The 16686-nt window shown below is 55.6% G+C and carries 15 protein-coding genes; 7 read left to right on the top strand and 8 right to left on the bottom strand.

Annotation, left to right across the window (positions count from 1 at the left end; all coding sequences use genetic code 11):
* Positions 1-21: 21 nt before the first annotated feature.
* From fghA to N5J69_RS04075, 3 genes are all read right to left on the bottom strand, one after another.
* On the bottom strand, positions 22-864 hold the full coding sequence (gene fghA, locus N5J69_RS04085; protein ID WP_279768232.1) for an S-formylglutathione hydrolase: 843 nt from the start codon (positions 862-864) through the stop codon (positions 22-24).
* A gap of 12 nt (positions 865-876) precedes the next feature.
* A complete protein-coding gene (locus tag N5J69_RS04080) occupies positions 877-2001 on the bottom strand; it encodes an S-(hydroxymethyl)glutathione dehydrogenase/class III alcohol dehydrogenase (protein ID WP_161732214.1) in 1125 nt (374 codons plus the stop codon).
* 92 nt (positions 2002-2093) lie between these two features.
* Complete coding sequence (locus tag N5J69_RS04075) at positions 2094-3005, bottom strand: LysR family transcriptional regulator (RefSeq protein WP_279768231.1); 912 nt, start codon at positions 3003-3005, stop codon at positions 2094-2096.
* A 117-nt stretch (positions 3006-3122) separates the two neighbouring features.
* On the opposite strand from N5J69_RS04075, the gene N5J69_RS04070 reads away from it, so the two are divergent.
* The 7 genes from N5J69_RS04070 (at position 3123) to mglC (ending at position 11363) form a co-directional block, all read left to right on the top strand.
* A complete protein-coding gene (locus N5J69_RS04070; protein WP_279768230.1) occupies positions 3123-4250 on the top strand; it encodes a YbfB/YjiJ family MFS transporter in 1128 nt (375 codons plus the stop codon).
* Positions 4251-4374: 124 nt separating this feature from the next.
* Complete coding sequence (folE, locus tag N5J69_RS04065) at positions 4375-5040, top strand: GTP cyclohydrolase I FolE (RefSeq protein ID WP_279768229.1); 666 nt, start codon at positions 4375-4377, stop codon at positions 5038-5040.
* A gap of 50 nt (positions 5041-5090) precedes the next feature.
* Entirely contained in the window at positions 5091-6251 is a 1161-nt protein-coding gene (gene yeiB, locus N5J69_RS04060) for a DUF418 domain-containing protein YeiB (RefSeq protein WP_279768228.1), read from the top strand.
* Between the two features lie 147 nt (positions 6252-6398).
* Entirely contained in the window at positions 6399-7439 is a 1041-nt protein-coding gene (gene galS / locus N5J69_RS04055; RefSeq protein WP_279768227.1) for an HTH-type transcriptional regulator GalS, read from the top strand.
* A gap of 309 nt (positions 7440-7748) precedes the next feature.
* The gene (gene mglB / locus N5J69_RS04050) at positions 7749-8744 is read left to right on the top strand and encodes a galactose/glucose ABC transporter substrate-binding protein MglB (protein ID WP_279768226.1); all 996 of its coding nucleotides are present in this window, start codon (positions 7749-7751) and stop codon (positions 8742-8744) included.
* A 68-nt stretch (positions 8745-8812) separates the two neighbouring features.
* On the top strand, positions 8813-10333 hold the full coding sequence (gene mglA / locus N5J69_RS04045; protein ID WP_279768225.1) for a galactose/methyl galactoside ABC transporter ATP-binding protein MglA: 1521 nt from the start codon (positions 8813-8815) through the stop codon (positions 10331-10333).
* A gap of 19 nt (positions 10334-10352) precedes the next feature.
* The gene (gene mglC, locus N5J69_RS04040) at positions 10353-11363 is read left to right on the top strand and encodes a galactose/methyl galactoside ABC transporter permease MglC (RefSeq protein WP_161732226.1); all 1011 of its coding nucleotides are present in this window, start codon (positions 10353-10355) and stop codon (positions 11361-11363) included.
* 205 nt (positions 11364-11568) lie between these two features.
* Here the strand turns inward: mglC and sanA are convergent, their stop codons facing one another.
* The 5 genes from sanA to N5J69_RS04015 form a co-directional block, all read right to left on the bottom strand.
* On the bottom strand, positions 11569-12288 hold the full coding sequence (sanA, locus tag N5J69_RS04035) for an outer membrane permeability protein SanA (RefSeq protein WP_279768224.1): 720 nt from the start codon (positions 12286-12288) through the stop codon (positions 11569-11571).
* A 135-nt stretch (positions 12289-12423) separates the two neighbouring features.
* Complete coding sequence (locus N5J69_RS04030) at positions 12424-14121, bottom strand: NAD-dependent malic enzyme (RefSeq protein WP_279768223.1); 1698 nt, start codon at positions 14119-14121, stop codon at positions 12424-12426.
* 269 nt (positions 14122-14390) lie between these two features.
* Complete coding sequence (gene cdd, locus N5J69_RS04025) at positions 14391-15281, bottom strand: cytidine deaminase (protein ID WP_279768222.1); 891 nt, start codon at positions 15279-15281, stop codon at positions 14391-14393.
* A 120-nt stretch (positions 15282-15401) separates the two neighbouring features.
* Entirely contained in the window at positions 15402-16094 is a 693-nt protein-coding gene (locus tag N5J69_RS04020) for a CidB/LrgB family autolysis modulator (protein WP_279768221.1), read from the bottom strand.
* The gene (locus N5J69_RS04015) at positions 16087-16479 is read right to left on the bottom strand and encodes a CidA/LrgA family protein (RefSeq protein WP_279768220.1); all 393 of its coding nucleotides are present in this window, start codon (positions 16477-16479) and stop codon (positions 16087-16089) included. The genes N5J69_RS04020 and N5J69_RS04015 overlap by 8 nt, the downstream gene beginning before the upstream one ends.
* Positions 16480-16686 lie beyond the last annotated feature (207 nt).

Below are 16686 nucleotides of genomic sequence, written 5' to 3'. Positions count from 1 at the left end.
CGCGGGTGCGGCCCTGATGAGTTACGCCAGCAGATGCTGTGCATGGAAGCGCAGATGATCTTCCACAAAGCTGGCAATAAAGAAGTAGCTATGGTCGTAACCCGGCTGAATACGCAGCGTCAGCGGGAAACCGACTTCTCTGGCGATCGCGTCCAGCCGCTCCGGCTGAAGTTGATCGGCCAGGAACTGATCGCTGTCGCCCTGATCGATCAGGACTGGCAGGCGATGAGACACCTCCGCCATCAGCTGACAGCTGTCATATTCCCGCCACGCCGCCTGGTCATCGCCCAGATAGGCCTGAAACGCCTTCCGGCCCCAGGGCACCTGCATCGGGTTCACAATCGGCGCAAACGCAGACGCCGAGGCAAACCGGTTACCCAGACGCAGCGCCAGCATCAGCGCTCCGTGTCCGCCCATGGAGTGACCCATAATCGACTGACGTTCGCTGACCTTGAAGTTATCCGCAATCAGGGCGGGCAACTCGCTGCTCAGATAATCGAACATGCGGAAATGACGGGCCCACGGCTGTTGGGTGGCATTGAGATAAAACCCCGCGCCCTGACCGAGATCGTAGCCTTCATCGTTGGCAACCCCTTCACCGCGCGGGCTGGTATCCGGCATAATCAGCACCAGACCCAGCTCTGCCGCCACGCGCTGTGCGCCCGCTTTGGTGGTGAAGTTCTCATCGTTGCAGGTCAGCCCGGCCAGAAACCAGACCACCGGCGGCGGCGCATCACCGTGCGGATCAGGCAGATAGATGCTGAAGGTCATGGGGCAATTCAGCACCAGGGACTGATGACGCCAGCGCTGCTGCCAGCCGCCAAAAATACGGTGTTCTTCCAGTAGCTCCAGAGTGGATGCCATAACGCCTCCTGGTTACTTGTTAAAGTGCACGACCGAGCGAATCGATTTTCCTTCGTGCATCAAATCAAAGGCGTCGTTGATCTCTTCCAGCGGCATGGTGTGGGTGATGAAATCGTTCAGGGCAAATTTACCGTCGAGGTAATCCTGTACAATGCCTGGCAGCTGCGAACGGCCTTTCACGCCACCAAAGGCGGAACCACGCCAGACGCGACCCGTTACCAGCTGGAACGGACGGGTAGAGATCTCTTCACCGGCACCGGCAACGCCGATAATCACAGACTCGCCCCAGCCTTTGTGGCAGCACTCCAGCGCGGAACGCATCACGTTGACGTTACCGATACATTCAAACGAGAAATCCACGCCGCCGTCGGTCAGTTCAACAATCACATCCTGAATCGGCTTATCGTAATCTTTCGGGTTGATCAGATCGGTGGCACCCAGTTTGCGGGCCAGATCGAATTTGCTGGTGTTGAGGTCGATGGCGATGATACGGCCAGCTTTCGCCATTTTCGCGCCAATCACCGCAGAAAGACCAATGCCGCCGAGACCGAAAATCGCAACGGTGTCGCCCTCTTTCACTTTGGCGGTATTCATCACCGCGCCCATGCCCGTGGTGACGCCACAGCCCAGCAGACACACTTCTTCCAGCGGTGCTTCTTTACTGATTTTCGCCAGCGAGATTTCCGGGATCACCGTGTACTCTGAGAAGGTTGACGTGCCCATGTAATGGAAGATCGGTTTGCCATCTTTAAAGAAGCGGGTGGTGCCATCCGGCATCAGGCCTTTGCCCTGGGTGGCGCGGATCGCCTGGCAGAGGTTAGTTTTGCCCGACAGGCAGAACTTACATTTGCCACACTCTGGCGTGTAAAGCGGAATAACGTGGTCACCCACTTCCACGCTGGTTACGCCTTCGCCCACGGCTTCCACGATGCCGCCGCCTTCATGGCCGAGAATGGCCGGGAAAACACCTTCCGGGTCGGTGCCGGAGAGGGTGTAGGCGTCGGTATGGCAGACGCCGGTTGCGACGATACGCACCAGCACTTCGCCTTTCTGCGGTGGCATCAAATCCACTTCTTCGATTTTCAGCGGTTCGCCAGCAGCCCAGGCAACAGCGGCACGGGTTTTGATCATGTTCATGCAATCCCTCTTCCAGTCAGATTGTGACGCTCAGTGGCGCCGGGTGGTCGTAAAGCCTGGCCAGCCAGACTTTTAAACATAGCGCGGAACGCTTATTCCGCCGCCTGTAATGGGTGGATCAGCTCATCGTTGAGCGGACGATCGTCAAATTGTTCAATAATCAGGTATTTCAGCGCTTCCACATTCGGCGTGAAGGCGTCGCGGCGCCACATCAGCCAGGTGGCGGTGTCGCGATAAGCCGCGGGCAGGGTATGCGCCTTCACCCGTGACCGATCCGCCATCTGCTTCAGCACCGAGGCCGGGATCATCGCGACACCCGCACCGCCCGCCACGCAGGCCAGCATGGCGTGATAGGACTGAATCTCCATCACATTATCGGGCGCGGTCTGGCTGTCGCGATACCAGCTCTCCAGCTTCACCCGGTAAGAGCAGCTGTTGCGAAAGGCAAACAGGGTGTCATCCTGCACATCACGCGCGGTGTTGATGGGCGCGTGATCAAGCCCGGTAATCAGCACCATTTCTTCGCGAAACGCGATGCAGCCGTTCAGATCATCATGGGAAACCGGGCCATCCACCAGCGCGGCGGCCAGCGTACCTTCGCGAACCCGATCGATGATCTCGCCCGACGTGCCGGTAATCAGCGACAGCGCCACGTCAGGAAAGCGCTGGTGATAGGCGGCCAGCAGGCCTGGCAGGCGGGTCGCTGCGGTGCTCTCCATGGAGCCGAGCGCAAAGTTACCCGCCGGTTCGCCGGTGCGTGTCATGCTCATCGCTTCTTCGCTTAAGGCCAGAATGCGCTGCGCATAATTGAGAAAATTATGGCCCATCGGCGACAGGCGAATGCGCTGCTTCTCACGAATAAAGAGATCCACACCCAATTCTTCTTCCAGCTGGCGCAGCCGCGTGGTGAGATTAGAGGGTACGCGATGCAGCTGTTCTGCTGCACGCGCCAGAGAACCCGTTTCGGCGACGGAACAGAACATACGCAGCTGAACCAAATCCATATCTTCTCTTCCCGTAAACAAGTTGGTTAATATTATTCACTTTCCGTGAGTTTAATCATCCTGCATGCTGTTAGCAAGTCAGAAGAGATCTCAGGGCAGAACGACAGGAGTTCAGCAATGGCGTTACGCGTCGCGCTCAGCGCGTTTTTAACTTTATTTGTGGCAATGGGCATTGGCCGGTTTGCCTTTACGCCGCAGGTGCCGCTGATGATTCAGGCTCATCAGCTGACGCTCACCAGTGCCAGCCTGGTCGCCGCGCTCAACTATCTCGGTTATTTGTGTGGCTCGTTTGATGCCATGCGTGCGCACCGGCGGGTTGAGCTGCGGCTGCAGGCGGGTGTCTGGGGCGCCGTGATCCTGACGCTGCTTTCGGCTTTTGCAACCGGACCGTGGCTGCACGGCGCAATCCGCTTTCTGATTGGCTGGGCCAGCGGCTGGGCGATGGTGCTGGTGGCGGCCTGGAGCAATGAGCAGCTGCATCGTCATGGCCGGGCAGGGTTGTCAGCCGCCGTGTTTGCCGGACCGGGGTGCGGCATTTTTGTCAGCGGATTGCTGGGGGTAGCCCTGCACCAGCTGCAGGTTTCTGCCGGTCTGGCCTGGGCCGCTTATGGCGCACTGGCACTGCTGCTGATTGCGCTCATCACCCGCAACCTGCCGCGTCGGGGTGAACTGCATCGCCCGGATCAGGCCCCTGAGCCGCTGGTGCTGGACCGCAACCTTAAACGCCTGGTCCTCAGTTACAGTCTGGCAGGTTTTGGCTACATTCTGCCCGCCACCTTTTTGTCGCAGATGGCAGCCACGCGTTTTCCTGATAGCGCGTTCGCCCAGTTTGTCTGGCCGATTTTCGGCGGCGCAGCGATGATCGGCATCCTGCTGGGTATCCTGACGCGGCGCTGGGGACACAGCCACGTCCGGCTGGCGGTAGTGTTATGGGCACAGGCGCTGGGCGTGTTTGCCGCAGCCATACTGCCGGGCTTTAGCGGCCTGCTGGCCGGTGCGCTGCTGGTGGGCGGCGGCTTCCTCAGTGTGGTGCAACTGTCGCTGCTCTGCGCCCGCGAACTGGCTCCCAGCCATCTGCGTTACATGGCCGGGTTGCTGACCACCGGCTATGCGGTCGGGCAGCTGATCGGTCCGCTGCTCTCTTTTCTTTCGACGGCGCTGTTACATCAACTGGAGCCTGCCCTCTGGGTCGCCGGGTTGAGCCTGGTGTGGGCGGGCCTGCTGGTCTGGCGGCGAACCGGATGAAAAGCTTTCATCACCAATCTTATTGATTGCTGGATTCCCCGCAAAGAAAGTTTCACAATACGCGCCTGATTACAGGGCCCGCTGGCAAAAGCTCGCGGGCGCAACACCAGCCGGAGAAGAGTACATGAGCACCCTAAGTCAGGAAGCTGCCCTGGTTCACGAAGCGCTGCTGGCGCGTGGCCTGGAAACGCCGTTACGTGCACCGACGCGCGACATGGATGACGAAACGCGTAAAAGCCTGATTGCCGGGCACATGACCGAGATTATGCAGCTGCTCAATCTGGATCTTGAAGATGACAGCCTGATGGAAACGCCACATCGCATCGCCAAAATGTATGTGGATGAGGTTTTTTCCGGTCTCGATTACGCCAACTTCCCGAAAATCACCGTCATTGAGAATAAAATGAAGGTCGATGAGATGGTGACCGTGCGTGATATCACCCTGACCAGCACCTGCGAACACCACTTTGTGATTATCGATGGCAAAGCCACCGTCGCCTATATTCCGAAAGAAAAGGTGATTGGCCTGTCAAAAATTAACCGCATCGTGCAGTTCTTTGCCCAGCGCCCGCAGGTGCAGGAGCGTCTGACGCAGCAGGTTCTGGTTGCACTGCAGACGCTGCTGGGCACCAACAATGTGGCTGTTTCGATTGATGCGGTGCATTACTGTGTCAAAGCGCGTGGCGTAAAAGATGCCACCAGCGCCACCACCACGACCTCTCTGGGTGGCCTGTTCAAGTCCAGTCAGAATACCCGCCAGGAATTTTTGCGCGCGGTGCGCCATAGTTGAGTTAACGGCGGGCGCATAATGTTGCCCGCTTCGTCAATGCAGGGTGCCGCATGCAACGCTATCACGCGCTGGATTTCATTCGTGGATGTGCCATTCTCGGCATCCTGCTGCTCAATATTGTGGGTTTCGGGCTGCCTTCTGCCGCCTACCTGAATCCGGCCTGGCAGGGCAGCGTCAGCCTCGCCGATGTCTGGACGTGGGCACTCTCTGACGTCTTTGCCCAGCTCAAATTCCTTACCCTGTTCGCGCTGCTGTTTGGCGCAGGTCTGCAAATGCAGCTGCCGCGTGGCAGTCGCTGGCTGACTGCCCGGCTTTCACTGCTGGTGCTGATCGGTTTCCTGCATGGTGTCTTTCTCTGGGAGGGCGACATCCTGCTGGATTACGGCATCATCGGGCTGGTGGTCTGGCGGGTGCTGCGTGATGTTCCGTCAACCCGCAGTCTGATGAATACCGGCATTCTGCTCTATCTGGTGGGCTGCGGCGTCCTGCTGGTGTTTGGGTCGATTTCCGATCCTGAACCAACGCGATCCTGGCTGCCGGGTGCAGCCGATCTGCAATATGAACAGTACTGGAAACTCACCGGCGGCTGGGAGGCGATACAGAACCGTCTGGATCATCTTTCGTCAGGACTGATGGCGCTGGCGGCGCAATATGGCTGGCAACTGGCGGGCCTGATGATGATCGGTGGTGCGCTGTTGCGCAGCGGCTGGCTGAAAGGCGAGTTTCCTCTTCGTCACTATCGTCAGGCGGCGGCGCTGCTGCTGACGATGGGCTTCACCATTGCGGTGGCCGGTGTGGCTGCACAATGGCTGTTACACTGGGAATTCCGCTGGACGGGTTTTTATCTTCAGACACCACGCGATCTTGCCAGCCCGCTGATTAGCCTGGGCTATGCCGCACTCTGTCTGGCCTGGTGGCCGCAGATCTCGCGCTGGCGCATCAGCTACGCCATTCAGTGCGTGGGCCGCATGGCGCTGACCAACTACCTGTTGCAATCGCTGATCTGCACCACGCTGTTTTATCGGTTTGGCTTTTACCTGCATTTCACCCGGCTGGAGCTGGTGCTGATGGTGCCTGCGGTATGGCTCATCAATATTCTGTTTTCACTCATCTGGTTACATTTCTTCGCACAGGGTCCGCTGGAGTGGCTGTGGCGGCGGCTTACGCTGCTCTCAGCCGGTAAATCACGACTTACCGACAACGCCAGATAATGACCGCCATCACAAAGGTTACAGAATTGTATGTAACCGTTTTCATTGATGTGACGCAATTCACGCTGCACGCAGCCTGCCCCTGACAAAATAGCGCCGGTGTTCAACCCGGCGTGATGCCCTATTTTTCCTTTCTGGAACTGCTGCATGATAACTATTCGTGATGTTGCCCGTCAGGCTGGCGTGTCAGTGGCGACCGTGTCGCGCGTCCTCAATCAGAGCAACGCCGTGACCTCAGACACCCGCGATGCCGTGTTGCAGGCAGTCGAGGCGCTGGGCTATCGGCCTAATGCCAACGCCCAGGCGCTGGCGACGCAGGTCAGCGACACGATCGGGGTGGTGGTGATGGATGTCTCCGACCCGTTTTTCGGGGCGCTGGTTAAAGCAGTGGATACCGTGGCGCAGCGCGTGCACAAGCATGTGTTAATCAGCAACTCCTGGCATCAGGAAGAGAAAGAGCGTCATGCTATTGAGGTGCTGATCCGTCAGCGCTGCAGCGCCCTGGTGGTGCACGCGAAAACGCTGCCGGATGCGGAGCTGGCAGATTTTATGCAGCACGTACCCGGCATGGTGGTCATTAACCGCATCATCCCTGGTTTCGAACACCGCAGCGTTAGTCTGGATAACGTCACGGGCGCGTTAATGGCCTCAAGAACCCTGTTGCAGCAGGGGCATAGCCGGATTGGCTATCTCTGCTCCAGTCATCCTATCGAGGATGTGGCACAGCGCCGTGAAGGGTGGATGCAGGCAATGGCAGAGCAGGGCATCCGGCCACAGGAGAGCTGGATAGCCAGCGCAGAGCCTGACATGCAGGGCGGCGAAGCCGCGATGGTGGAGTTGCTGGGGCGCAATCTCAACCTCACGGCGGTGTTTGCCTACAACGACGGCATGGCGGCTGGCGCACTCACCGCGCTGAAAGACAACGGCATTCAGGTTCCACAGCATTTTTCTGTCATTGGCTTTGATGACATTCCTATTTCGCGTTACACCGATCCGCAATTAACTACCGTTCGCTATCCCATTGTATCTATGGCGAAAATCGCCACTGAGCTGGCGCTTCAGGGCGCAGCGGGACTGCTGGATGACACCGCAACCCACATCTTTATGCCGACCCTGGTACGGCGTCATTCGGTGGCGCAGCGGCAAAATGTGGAGTCCGTCACTAATTCAGGCGATTCAGGCATGTAACCGTTTTCAATCTGTGATTGTATTCACAGTTAATTAACATTGCCCTCACTATGATGGCAGCGTCTTACCGGACTGAAACATTATGTAACGCCAGTGTAACGGCATCAGTTGTGGTCTCAGTAGCCGGTTAAAGGGTTCATACCCATTTCATGGAAGCGTTCTGGCACAGGGAAGTCAGGTTTTAGACGGCGTTCAATGGCTTAACATCCCGATTACGTTTGCCGACGCGCCGATCTGTTTTACCGATTGCTCTGCCGCACCTTGCGCGGTAGCGCTAAAAAGACCCTGCATAATAAAACCGGAGATACCATGAATAAGAAGGTTTTCACGCTTACAGCACTGGTTGCCAGCATGATGTTTGGTGCAACCGCTCACGCAGCTGACACCCGTATCGGCGTGACCATTTACAAATATGATGACAACTTCATGTCAATGGTGCGTAAAGACATCGAGAAAGAAGCGAAAACTATCGGTGGCATACAGCTGCTGATGAATGACTCTCAGAACGACCAGTCCAAACAGAACGATCAGATTGACGTGCTGATGGCAAAAGGCGTGAAAGCGCTGGCGATCAACCTGGTTGACCCGGCTGCCGCTGCGGTCGTGGTAGACAAAGCGCGTGCCAACGACGTGCCGGTGGTCTTCTTCAACAAAGAACCTAACGCCAAAGTACTGGCCGGTTATGACAAAGCTTACTACGTTGGCACCGACTCTAAAGAGTCGGGCATCATTCAGGGTCAGCTGATTGAGAAGCACTGGAAAGCAACCCCAGCCTGGGATCTGAACAAAGATGGCACCATTCAGTTCGTCCTGCTGAAGGGCGAGCCGGGCCATCCTGATGCTGAAGCACGCACCAAATATGTTATCGACACCCTGAACAAAGATGGCCTGAAAACCCAGCAGTTAGCGATGGATACGGCGATGTGGGATACCGCACAAGCCAAAGACAAAGTGGATGCGTGGCTGTCTGGCCCGAACGCTAAGAAAATTGAAGTCGTGATTGCTAACAACGATGCGATGGCGATGGGTGCGGTTGAAGCGCTGAAAGCGCACAACATGACGTCCATTCCGGTCTTTGGTGTTGATGCCCTGCCAGAAGCGCTGGCGCTGGTGAAATCGGGTGCGCTGGCCGGTACCGTGCTGAACGATGCGGAAAACCAGGCGAAAGCTACGCTGGATATTGCCAACAACCTGGCTAACGGCAAAGCGGCAACCGACGGAACTAACTTCAAGATGGTCGATAAGATCGTCCGCGTTCCTTACGTTCCGGTTGATAAAGAAAATCTTTCTCAGTTCTCGAAATAAGATCGATTACGGGCGCGACCGCTGTCGCGCCTTTTTTATGTCACCACCGTTTTTTAGCCAGGTAAAATATGGCCAGTGATAACACGACCGCGCAGCGAGAATATCTGCTGGAAATGACGAATGTTTCAAAATCATTTCCCGGCGTAAAAGCGTTAGATAATGTGAATTTAAAAGTGCGGCCTCACTCTGTTCATGCATTAATGGGCGAGAACGGTGCCGGTAAATCCACCTTATTAAAATGCCTGTTTGGTATTTATAAAAAAGATACCGGCAGTATCCTGTTTCAGGGTAAAGAGATCGACTATAAAAGCTCCAAAGAGGCGCTGGAAAATGGCGTGTCGATGGTGCATCAGGAATTAAACCTGGTCCTGCAGCGTACCGTGATGGATAACATGTGGCTGGGGCGTTATCCGCGCAAAGGCTTCTTTGTCGATCAGGATAAAATGTATCAGGACACTAAAGCCATTTTTGACGAGCTGGATATCGATATCGATCCGCGCGACAAAGTGGCCAATCTGTCTGTGTCGCAGATGCAGATGATTGAAATTGCCAAAGCCTTCTCCTACGACGCGAAAATTGTGATTATGGATGAGCCAACCTCCTCGTTAACCGAGAAAGAGGTCAATCACCTGTTCACCATTATTCGTAAGCTGAAAGATCGCGGTTGCGGCATCGTTTATATTTCGCACAAGATGGAAGAGATTTTCCAGCTGTGTGATGAGATCACGATTCTGCGTGATGGACAGTGGATTGCCTCTCAGCCGCTGGAAGGGCTGGATATGGATAAGATCATCGCCATGATGGTCGGCCGTTCACTGAACCAGCGTTTCCCTGACCGCACGAATGTGCCAGGCGAGACAATCCTTGAGGTGCGTAATCTGACCTCACTCCGTCAGCCATCTATTCGCGACATCTCATTTGATCTGCGTAAAGGGGAGATACTCGGCATTGCCGGGCTGGTGGGTGCCAAACGTACCGATATCGTCGAAACGCTGTTTGGCATTCGCGAAAAATCGGGCGGCACCATTAAATTGCATGGCAAACCGATTAATAATGACAGCGCCAATGAAGCCATTAACCACGGTTTTGCGCTGGTAACGGAAGAGCGTCGCTCAACCGGTATTTATGCTTTTCTGGACATTGGTTTTAACTCGCTTATTTCCAATATCAAAAAATATAAAAACAGTATGGGACTACTGGACAATAAACGCATGAAGAGTGATACCCAATGGGTTATCGATTCAATGCGGGTAAAAACGCCGGGTCACCATACCCAAATTGGTTCGCTTTCGGGTGGTAACCAGCAAAAAGTGATTATTGGACGCTGGTTATTGACCCAGCCTGAAATCCTGATGCTTGATGAACCAACACGCGGTATCGATGTTGGCGCAAAATTTGAAATTTACCAGCTGATTGCTGAGCTGGCGAAAAGAGAAAAGGGCATCATTATTATCTCATCCGAAATGCCGGAGCTGTTAGGCATTACCGATCGTATTCTGGTAATGAGCAACGGTCTGGTAGCAGGCATAGTTGATACCAAAACGACCACGCAGAACGAAATATTGCGTTTAGCGTCATTACACCTTTAATGAAGCAAGGGCTGTTAACATGAAAGCGACTACAAAAAAGAATGCGCTAACCTGGTTAAAAGAGGGCGGCATTTATGTCGTTCTGCTGGTATTGCTGGCTATTATTATTTTCCAGGACCCCACATTTTTAAGTTTGATGAACCTGAGTAATATTCTGACGCAATCTTCGGTGCGCATTATTATTGCACTGGGTGTGGCAGGTCTGATTGTGACCCAGGGTACTGACCTGTCAGCCGGACGTCAGGTCGGTCTGGCGGCCGTTGTCGCCGCGACGCTGTTGCAGGCGATGGATAACGCCAACAAAGTGTTCCCGACGCTGGATACCGTGCCGATTCCACTGGTTATCCTGACCGTGTGCATCATCGGCGGCGTAATTGGTCTGGTCAACGGTGTGATTATTGCGTATCTCAAGGTAACGCCATTTATCACCACGCTGGGCACCATGATTATCGTTTACGGTATTAACTCACTCTATTACGACTTTGTGGGTGCTTCTCCGATTGCGGGTTTTGATGCCGGGTTCTCGAAATTTGCTCAGGGCTTCTTACGCTTTGGTGATTTCAAACTTTCATTCATCACCTTCTACGCCGTGATCGCCATTATTTTCGTCTGGATTTTGTGGAACAAAACCCGCTTCGGTAAAAATATTTTCGCTATCGGCGGTAACCCGGAAGCTGCGAAAGTATCCGGCGTGAATGTGCCTTTGAATCTGATCATGATCTATGCGCTGTCGGGTGTTTTCTACGCCTTTGGCGGGATGCTGGAAGCGGGGCGTATCGGTTCGGCCACCAACAACCTCGGCTTTATGTATGAGCTGGATGCGATTGCAGCCTGTGTGGTCGGCGGCGTTTCCTTCGCGGGCGGTGTGGGTAGTGTGGCGGGTGTTGTGACCGGTGTGTTGATCTTCACCGTTATCAACTACGGTCTGACCTATATCGGCGTCAACCCTTACTGGCAGTACATCATTAAGGGCGGCATCATCATCTTCGCCGTGGCGCTGGATTCACTGAAATATTCACGTAAGAAGTAAGTCTGATTCAACGCTAAAAAGCGACCTTCGGGTCGCTTTTTTTATGGCGGTAATGCTGGGGTCGTCGCTTTAAGACGGAGTATACGAAGGGAACACGGTCAGATCGGAAAGACGCAAAAGGCGTAGGTTCCCTGAGTCTTGTACCTTGCTGCCAGACTGCAGCTCAGCGCATATAACAGAGTTTCATTAAACCGCTGAACGTCAGCTATTTACGCAGCTTTTGTTCCAGCTCCAGCAGTTGCTCCGGCGTCACCGCCGGGTAACTCTGCGCATCCTCAGGCACATCACGTACGGCAGGAATCGGCACCAGTGGGCCTAAGAAACGGGGTTCGCGTTTAAGCAGGAAGAGATCCGCCAGCGCACCCAGACGGGCACCCACTTCACGGAAGCGCACGCTCAGCATGTTTTTCGGGGAAGGCACGGCATAACACTGCGCCTGAATACCCAGTTGCAGGGCAATAAACAGCGCACGCTCGCAGTGAAAGCGCTGCGTGATAATAATGAAATCGTTGGTATCAAACACTTTGCGGGTGCGAACGATGGAATCCAGCGTGCGGAACCCGGCATAATCAAGCACGATATCGGCCGGATCGACACCGGCTTTAATGAGATCGCGGCGCATCGTCATCGGCTCGTTGTAGCTTTGCAGCGCGTTATCACCGCTCAGCAGCAGATAATTTACCTTGCCGCTGTTGTAGGCATTCAGCGCACCCTGCATACGATAGAGGTAATACTGATTAATCACGCCGGTACGATAATATTTAGCGGTCCCCAGTACCACACCCACCTGACGATGCGGCAACGAAGCGACATTTTCGTAGATAAAAGGCGCAGTTTTCCAGCTGATCCAGCGATCAAGGCCGAGCGCCGTCGCCACCATCAGTAAGATGATGAAAAGCAGACCAATGAAAACGCGTTTCAGCATGCGCCCGGAGACTCGATGTCAGAATGTTGAGATGGGACAAGGCTACTTGAGCTGCCGCAGCGAAGCAAGTTACTGCCGGCTGGCTGTGCGCTTTTTGAACGCTGCCGGATCGGATGCGATCCGGCAGCGGCAAGATTAAATCGAGGTACGACGATAGTGACGATACTGCGGCAGCCAGAAGTTATTGGCGATAGCCTGTGACAACACATCTTCCGAGGTCACCACGGCGACGCCTGCCAGCTGAGCGGCTTTACCCACTTCCATCGCAATAATCTTCGACACGCCCTGAATATCTTTAATCTCTGGCAGCACCGGGCCTTCGCCTTCATTCACCAGCGGAGAGCAGTCGGCGAGTGCGCGGCTGGCGGTCATCAGCATGGTATCGGTGACACGGCTGGCACCCGACGCAATCACACCCAGACCAATGCCAGGGAAGATGTAGGAGTTGTTGCACTGTGCAATCGGGTAGGTCTTACCGTTCCAGCTCACCGGCGAGAACGGGCTGCCGGTTGCGACCAGCGCAGCACCGTCTGTCCAGGCGATGATATCGGCTGGCGTTGCTTCCACACGTGACGTCGGGTTCGACAGCGGCATCACGATAGGACGTTTACAGTGCTTGTGCATCTCGCGGATGATCTCTTCGGTAAACAGACCCGGCTGACCGGAAACACCAATCAGAATATCGGGCTGAGCATTACGCACCACATCCAGGAGGGAGATTGAATCATTGGTCACATCCCAGTGTTGCAGGCTTTCACTCTTCTGTACCAGCTTGCTCTGGAAATCGAGCAGGTTAGGCAGCTTGTCAGTCAGCAGACCAAAGCGATCCACCATCATCACGCGGCCACGTGCTTCCTCGTCGCTCAGACCTTCGGATTTCATCTGCGCGATAATCTGTTCAGCGATACCACAACCTGCGGAACCGGCACCCAGGAACACCACTTTCTGCTCGCACAGGCGGCTACCGGCGGCGCGGCTGGCAGCAATCAGCGTCCCTACCGTGACGGCGGCGGTGCCCTGAATATCGTCGTTGAAGCAGCAGACTTCATCACGATAGCGGTTCAGCAGTGGCATAGCATTCTTCTGGGCGAAATCTTCAAACTGCAACAGCACTTTCGGCCAGCGGCGCTTAACTGCCTGAATAAATTCGTTAACGAATTCATCGTACTCTTCACCCGTGATGCGCGGATGACGCCAGCCCATATAAAGCGGATCGTTGAGCAGCTGCTGGTTATTGGTGCCGACATCCAGCACCACCGGCAGGGTGTAAGCCGGGCTGATGCCGCCGCAGGCGGTGTAAAGTGAAAGCTTACCAATCGGGATGCCCATACCACCGATACCCTGATCGCCCAGGCCGAGGATGCGCTCGCCATCGGTCACCACAATCACCTTCACATTCTGCTTGGTGGCGTTTTGCAGCATATCTTCGATGCGGTCGCGGTTAGGATAGGAGATGAACACGCCACGCGCACGACGGTAGATTTCAGAGAAGTGTTCGCAGGCGGCGCCAACGGTCGGGGTGTAGATGATGGGCATCATCTCTTCGAGATGGTTATCCAGCAGGCGGTAAAACAGCGTTTCGTTGGTGTCCTGGATGTTGCGCAGGTAGACGTGCTTATCGTTATTGTTTTTGAAGTCCTGGAACTGACGCCAGGCACGCTGCGCCTGCTCTTCAATCGATTCCACCGCTTCTGGCAGCAGACCGTTGAGGTTGAATTCATTACGTTCTTCGAGGGTAAAGGCGCTGCCTTTGTTCAGCAGGGGAAATTCCAGCAAAATCGGGCCAGCATAAGGGATGTACAGCGGGCGTTTACTTTCGTAGTCGAGTTCCATGCAGTGATGCTCCGGTTGCAGTGTTGTCTGGCGTCACGCCGGAAAGGTAGCGCCAGTTTTCTTACCCGTTATAGCTCAGACTGCAGGCCCGGCAGCGGCAGGGTAACCGCTGCGGAAACATTCACGCTCGTGCTGCTATCCTGCAACCTGAATTATTCAGAGTAATTTGTAATGACGTGAATTCTGGCGCCAGATCCTATGAAATTTCCCGCAGAAGTACAGCGTTTGTTTACAAAAGCTCACAAAACTGTGGCCGCTCTGACAGTGGGTTATGCTTTGTACAGCGTTACCTGCAGCAGCTCACCACAGCCAAATGTGTTCAGCGTTGCCTGCGTGGCGGCGAACTGGCTTAACGTGGCATTTTCCACTTCCGCTAATACCGCTTTTTTTATCTGACGAACATCGCCGCCCTGCATGTTCAGCAGAACCAGCGCCGCCTGAAGGGGCGGGAAGCTCGGGTTAAAGGCGGCATTTTCCGCATAACGACCGGCGACCATCCTGCCATCAGTGGTCAGCAGCGCAACGCCCGCATGTGACTGACTGTACGGCGCGTGGCTGGCATTGGCGGCAGCAACGGCAACCTGCACCAGGTCATCGCCGTCGGCCACATAGCCGTGATCCACCTCGTCCATCAGGAAGGTCGTGATGTTGAGATCGCGGGGGCCAAAGGCATCCGGCAGATAATCGGCGAGGGTGCTGATGGCGCGTTGTGGCAGGCTGATGCGAATGGTTGTGCCGCTGTTCAGCTCGTTCATAAACTGACGGCAGTGACCGCACGGCGTGTAGTTAACGGTGATGGTCTCAATCTGACGCTCACCGCGCAGCCAGGCATGGGTAATGGCGCTCTGCTCAGCGTGAACCGTCTGCTGCATGGGCGCACCGACGAATTCCATGTTAGCCCCGAAGTACCAGTTGCCGCTGACGCCACGGGCGATAGCCCCGACGTTAAAATGCGACACGGTGGCGACCGCACAGGACGCCGCCAGGGGCAGGAGCGCCAGCGCCAGCGCATCGGCATCCATCTGTGTCTGTTGCTGCAGTGAGGCAACCTGTTCGGCGCTCAGCACCGCGTGAAAATCGGGATCGTCCAGCAGGGGAGCGAGTGCAGTTTGCAGCGTTGACGGCAATGCCTCAAAAGCAGAGAGGAAACGGGATTGCATGTGAGCCTCATTAAATTCAGCAGGGCGATGTGCCAGTCACCGGTTTATATGTGATCCACATCGCTCTGACAATGTAACCTGTGTTGCATGTTTCAACTTTGCGAGATCTCTCGCAAACTTTCAGCCAAACCAGTGCAGCAGCAGCGGAAAAATAAACGGTGCCAGCAGTGAGGTGATGATGCCGCAGATGACCAGCGCCAGTGAGCTGAATGCCCCTTCCTGATAGTCGAGTTCGGCGGCGCGCGCCGTGCCGAGTGCGTGCGACGCAGTGCCAATGGCCAGTCCGCGCGCTGCTTTCGATTTCACGCCCAGCAGATTCAGCACGGTGTGTCCGAACACCGCGCCCAGAACACCGGCAATCAGCACGCAGATAGCGCTGATGGCGGGAATGCCGTGCAGCGAACCGGAAACGGCCATCGCGATGGGCGTGGTCACGGATTTAGGCAGGATGGTGGCGGCAATTTCGGGCGTGGCACCCATCCACAGCGCAATGGCGGTGCCAGAGGTCATGGCGGTCAGGCTGCCGATAAAGCAGACCCCGATAATCGATTTCCAGCGGGCGCGAATCTGATGCATCTGCTCATACAGCGGCAGTGCCAGGGCCACAACAGCGGGTTGCAGCAGCTGATTCAGAATCTGGCTGCCCGCGAAATAGCGTGCGTAGGGCAGCTGCAACAGCAGGAGGATCGGGATAATCATCCCCATCGCCACCAGCAGCGGATTCAGCAGCGAAATCTTCAGCCGTATTGCCAGCTTGCGGGCCAGAAAAAAGGCCGCCAGCGTCAGTGGCAGTGACCACCACATTTCACTCATCGGCTGATTCTCCGGCTGGACGGCGGCTATGAAGCTGGTGGGCGCTTACGCCAACAACGGAGAGCACCAGGAAGGTACTGACCACGCAGGAAACGACGATAGGGCCAAACTGTGCGGTCAGGAGGTCGGTGTAGCTCATTACCCCGACGCTAATCGGTACGAACAGCAGCGCCATATAGCGAATCAGCAGATGGCAGCCCGGTTTCACCCAGCTGACCGGCAGGATCTGTGACGCCAGCAGGGCGAACAGAATTAACATGCCCAGGATGCTGCCAGGCAGTTTAATGGGCAGCAGCGAGGCGATGCCGATGCCGGCGTATAAGCAGAGATAAATGATGATAAAGGCGCGAAGATAGCGTCCGCAGACAGATAGCAGGGTGAGCATGGCAGGCTCCTGTTTTCACTGAGCTTCATCATACGCATTAACCGCTTAGCGTGCTAGCGATCACATTTATGCGCCGGACAACGGCAATACAGGGGGAAGAGAAGCGCCGGTATACAGAGGCGGCGTTTGCCCGTTCAGGCGGTGAAGAGACGGCCTTATCAGCGAGGCTAAAAAAAACCCTTCGCACCGGGAGAGGCGCGAAGGGTG

Origin of the sequence: Pantoea sp. GD03673 (genome assembly GCF_029844725.1) — a bacterium.
Lineage (GTDB): Bacteria > Pseudomonadota > Gammaproteobacteria > Enterobacterales > Enterobacteriaceae > Pantoea.
The sequence above is the reverse complement of the archived record's forward strand: the minus strand, read 5'-3'. Positions and strand labels throughout refer to the sequence as shown.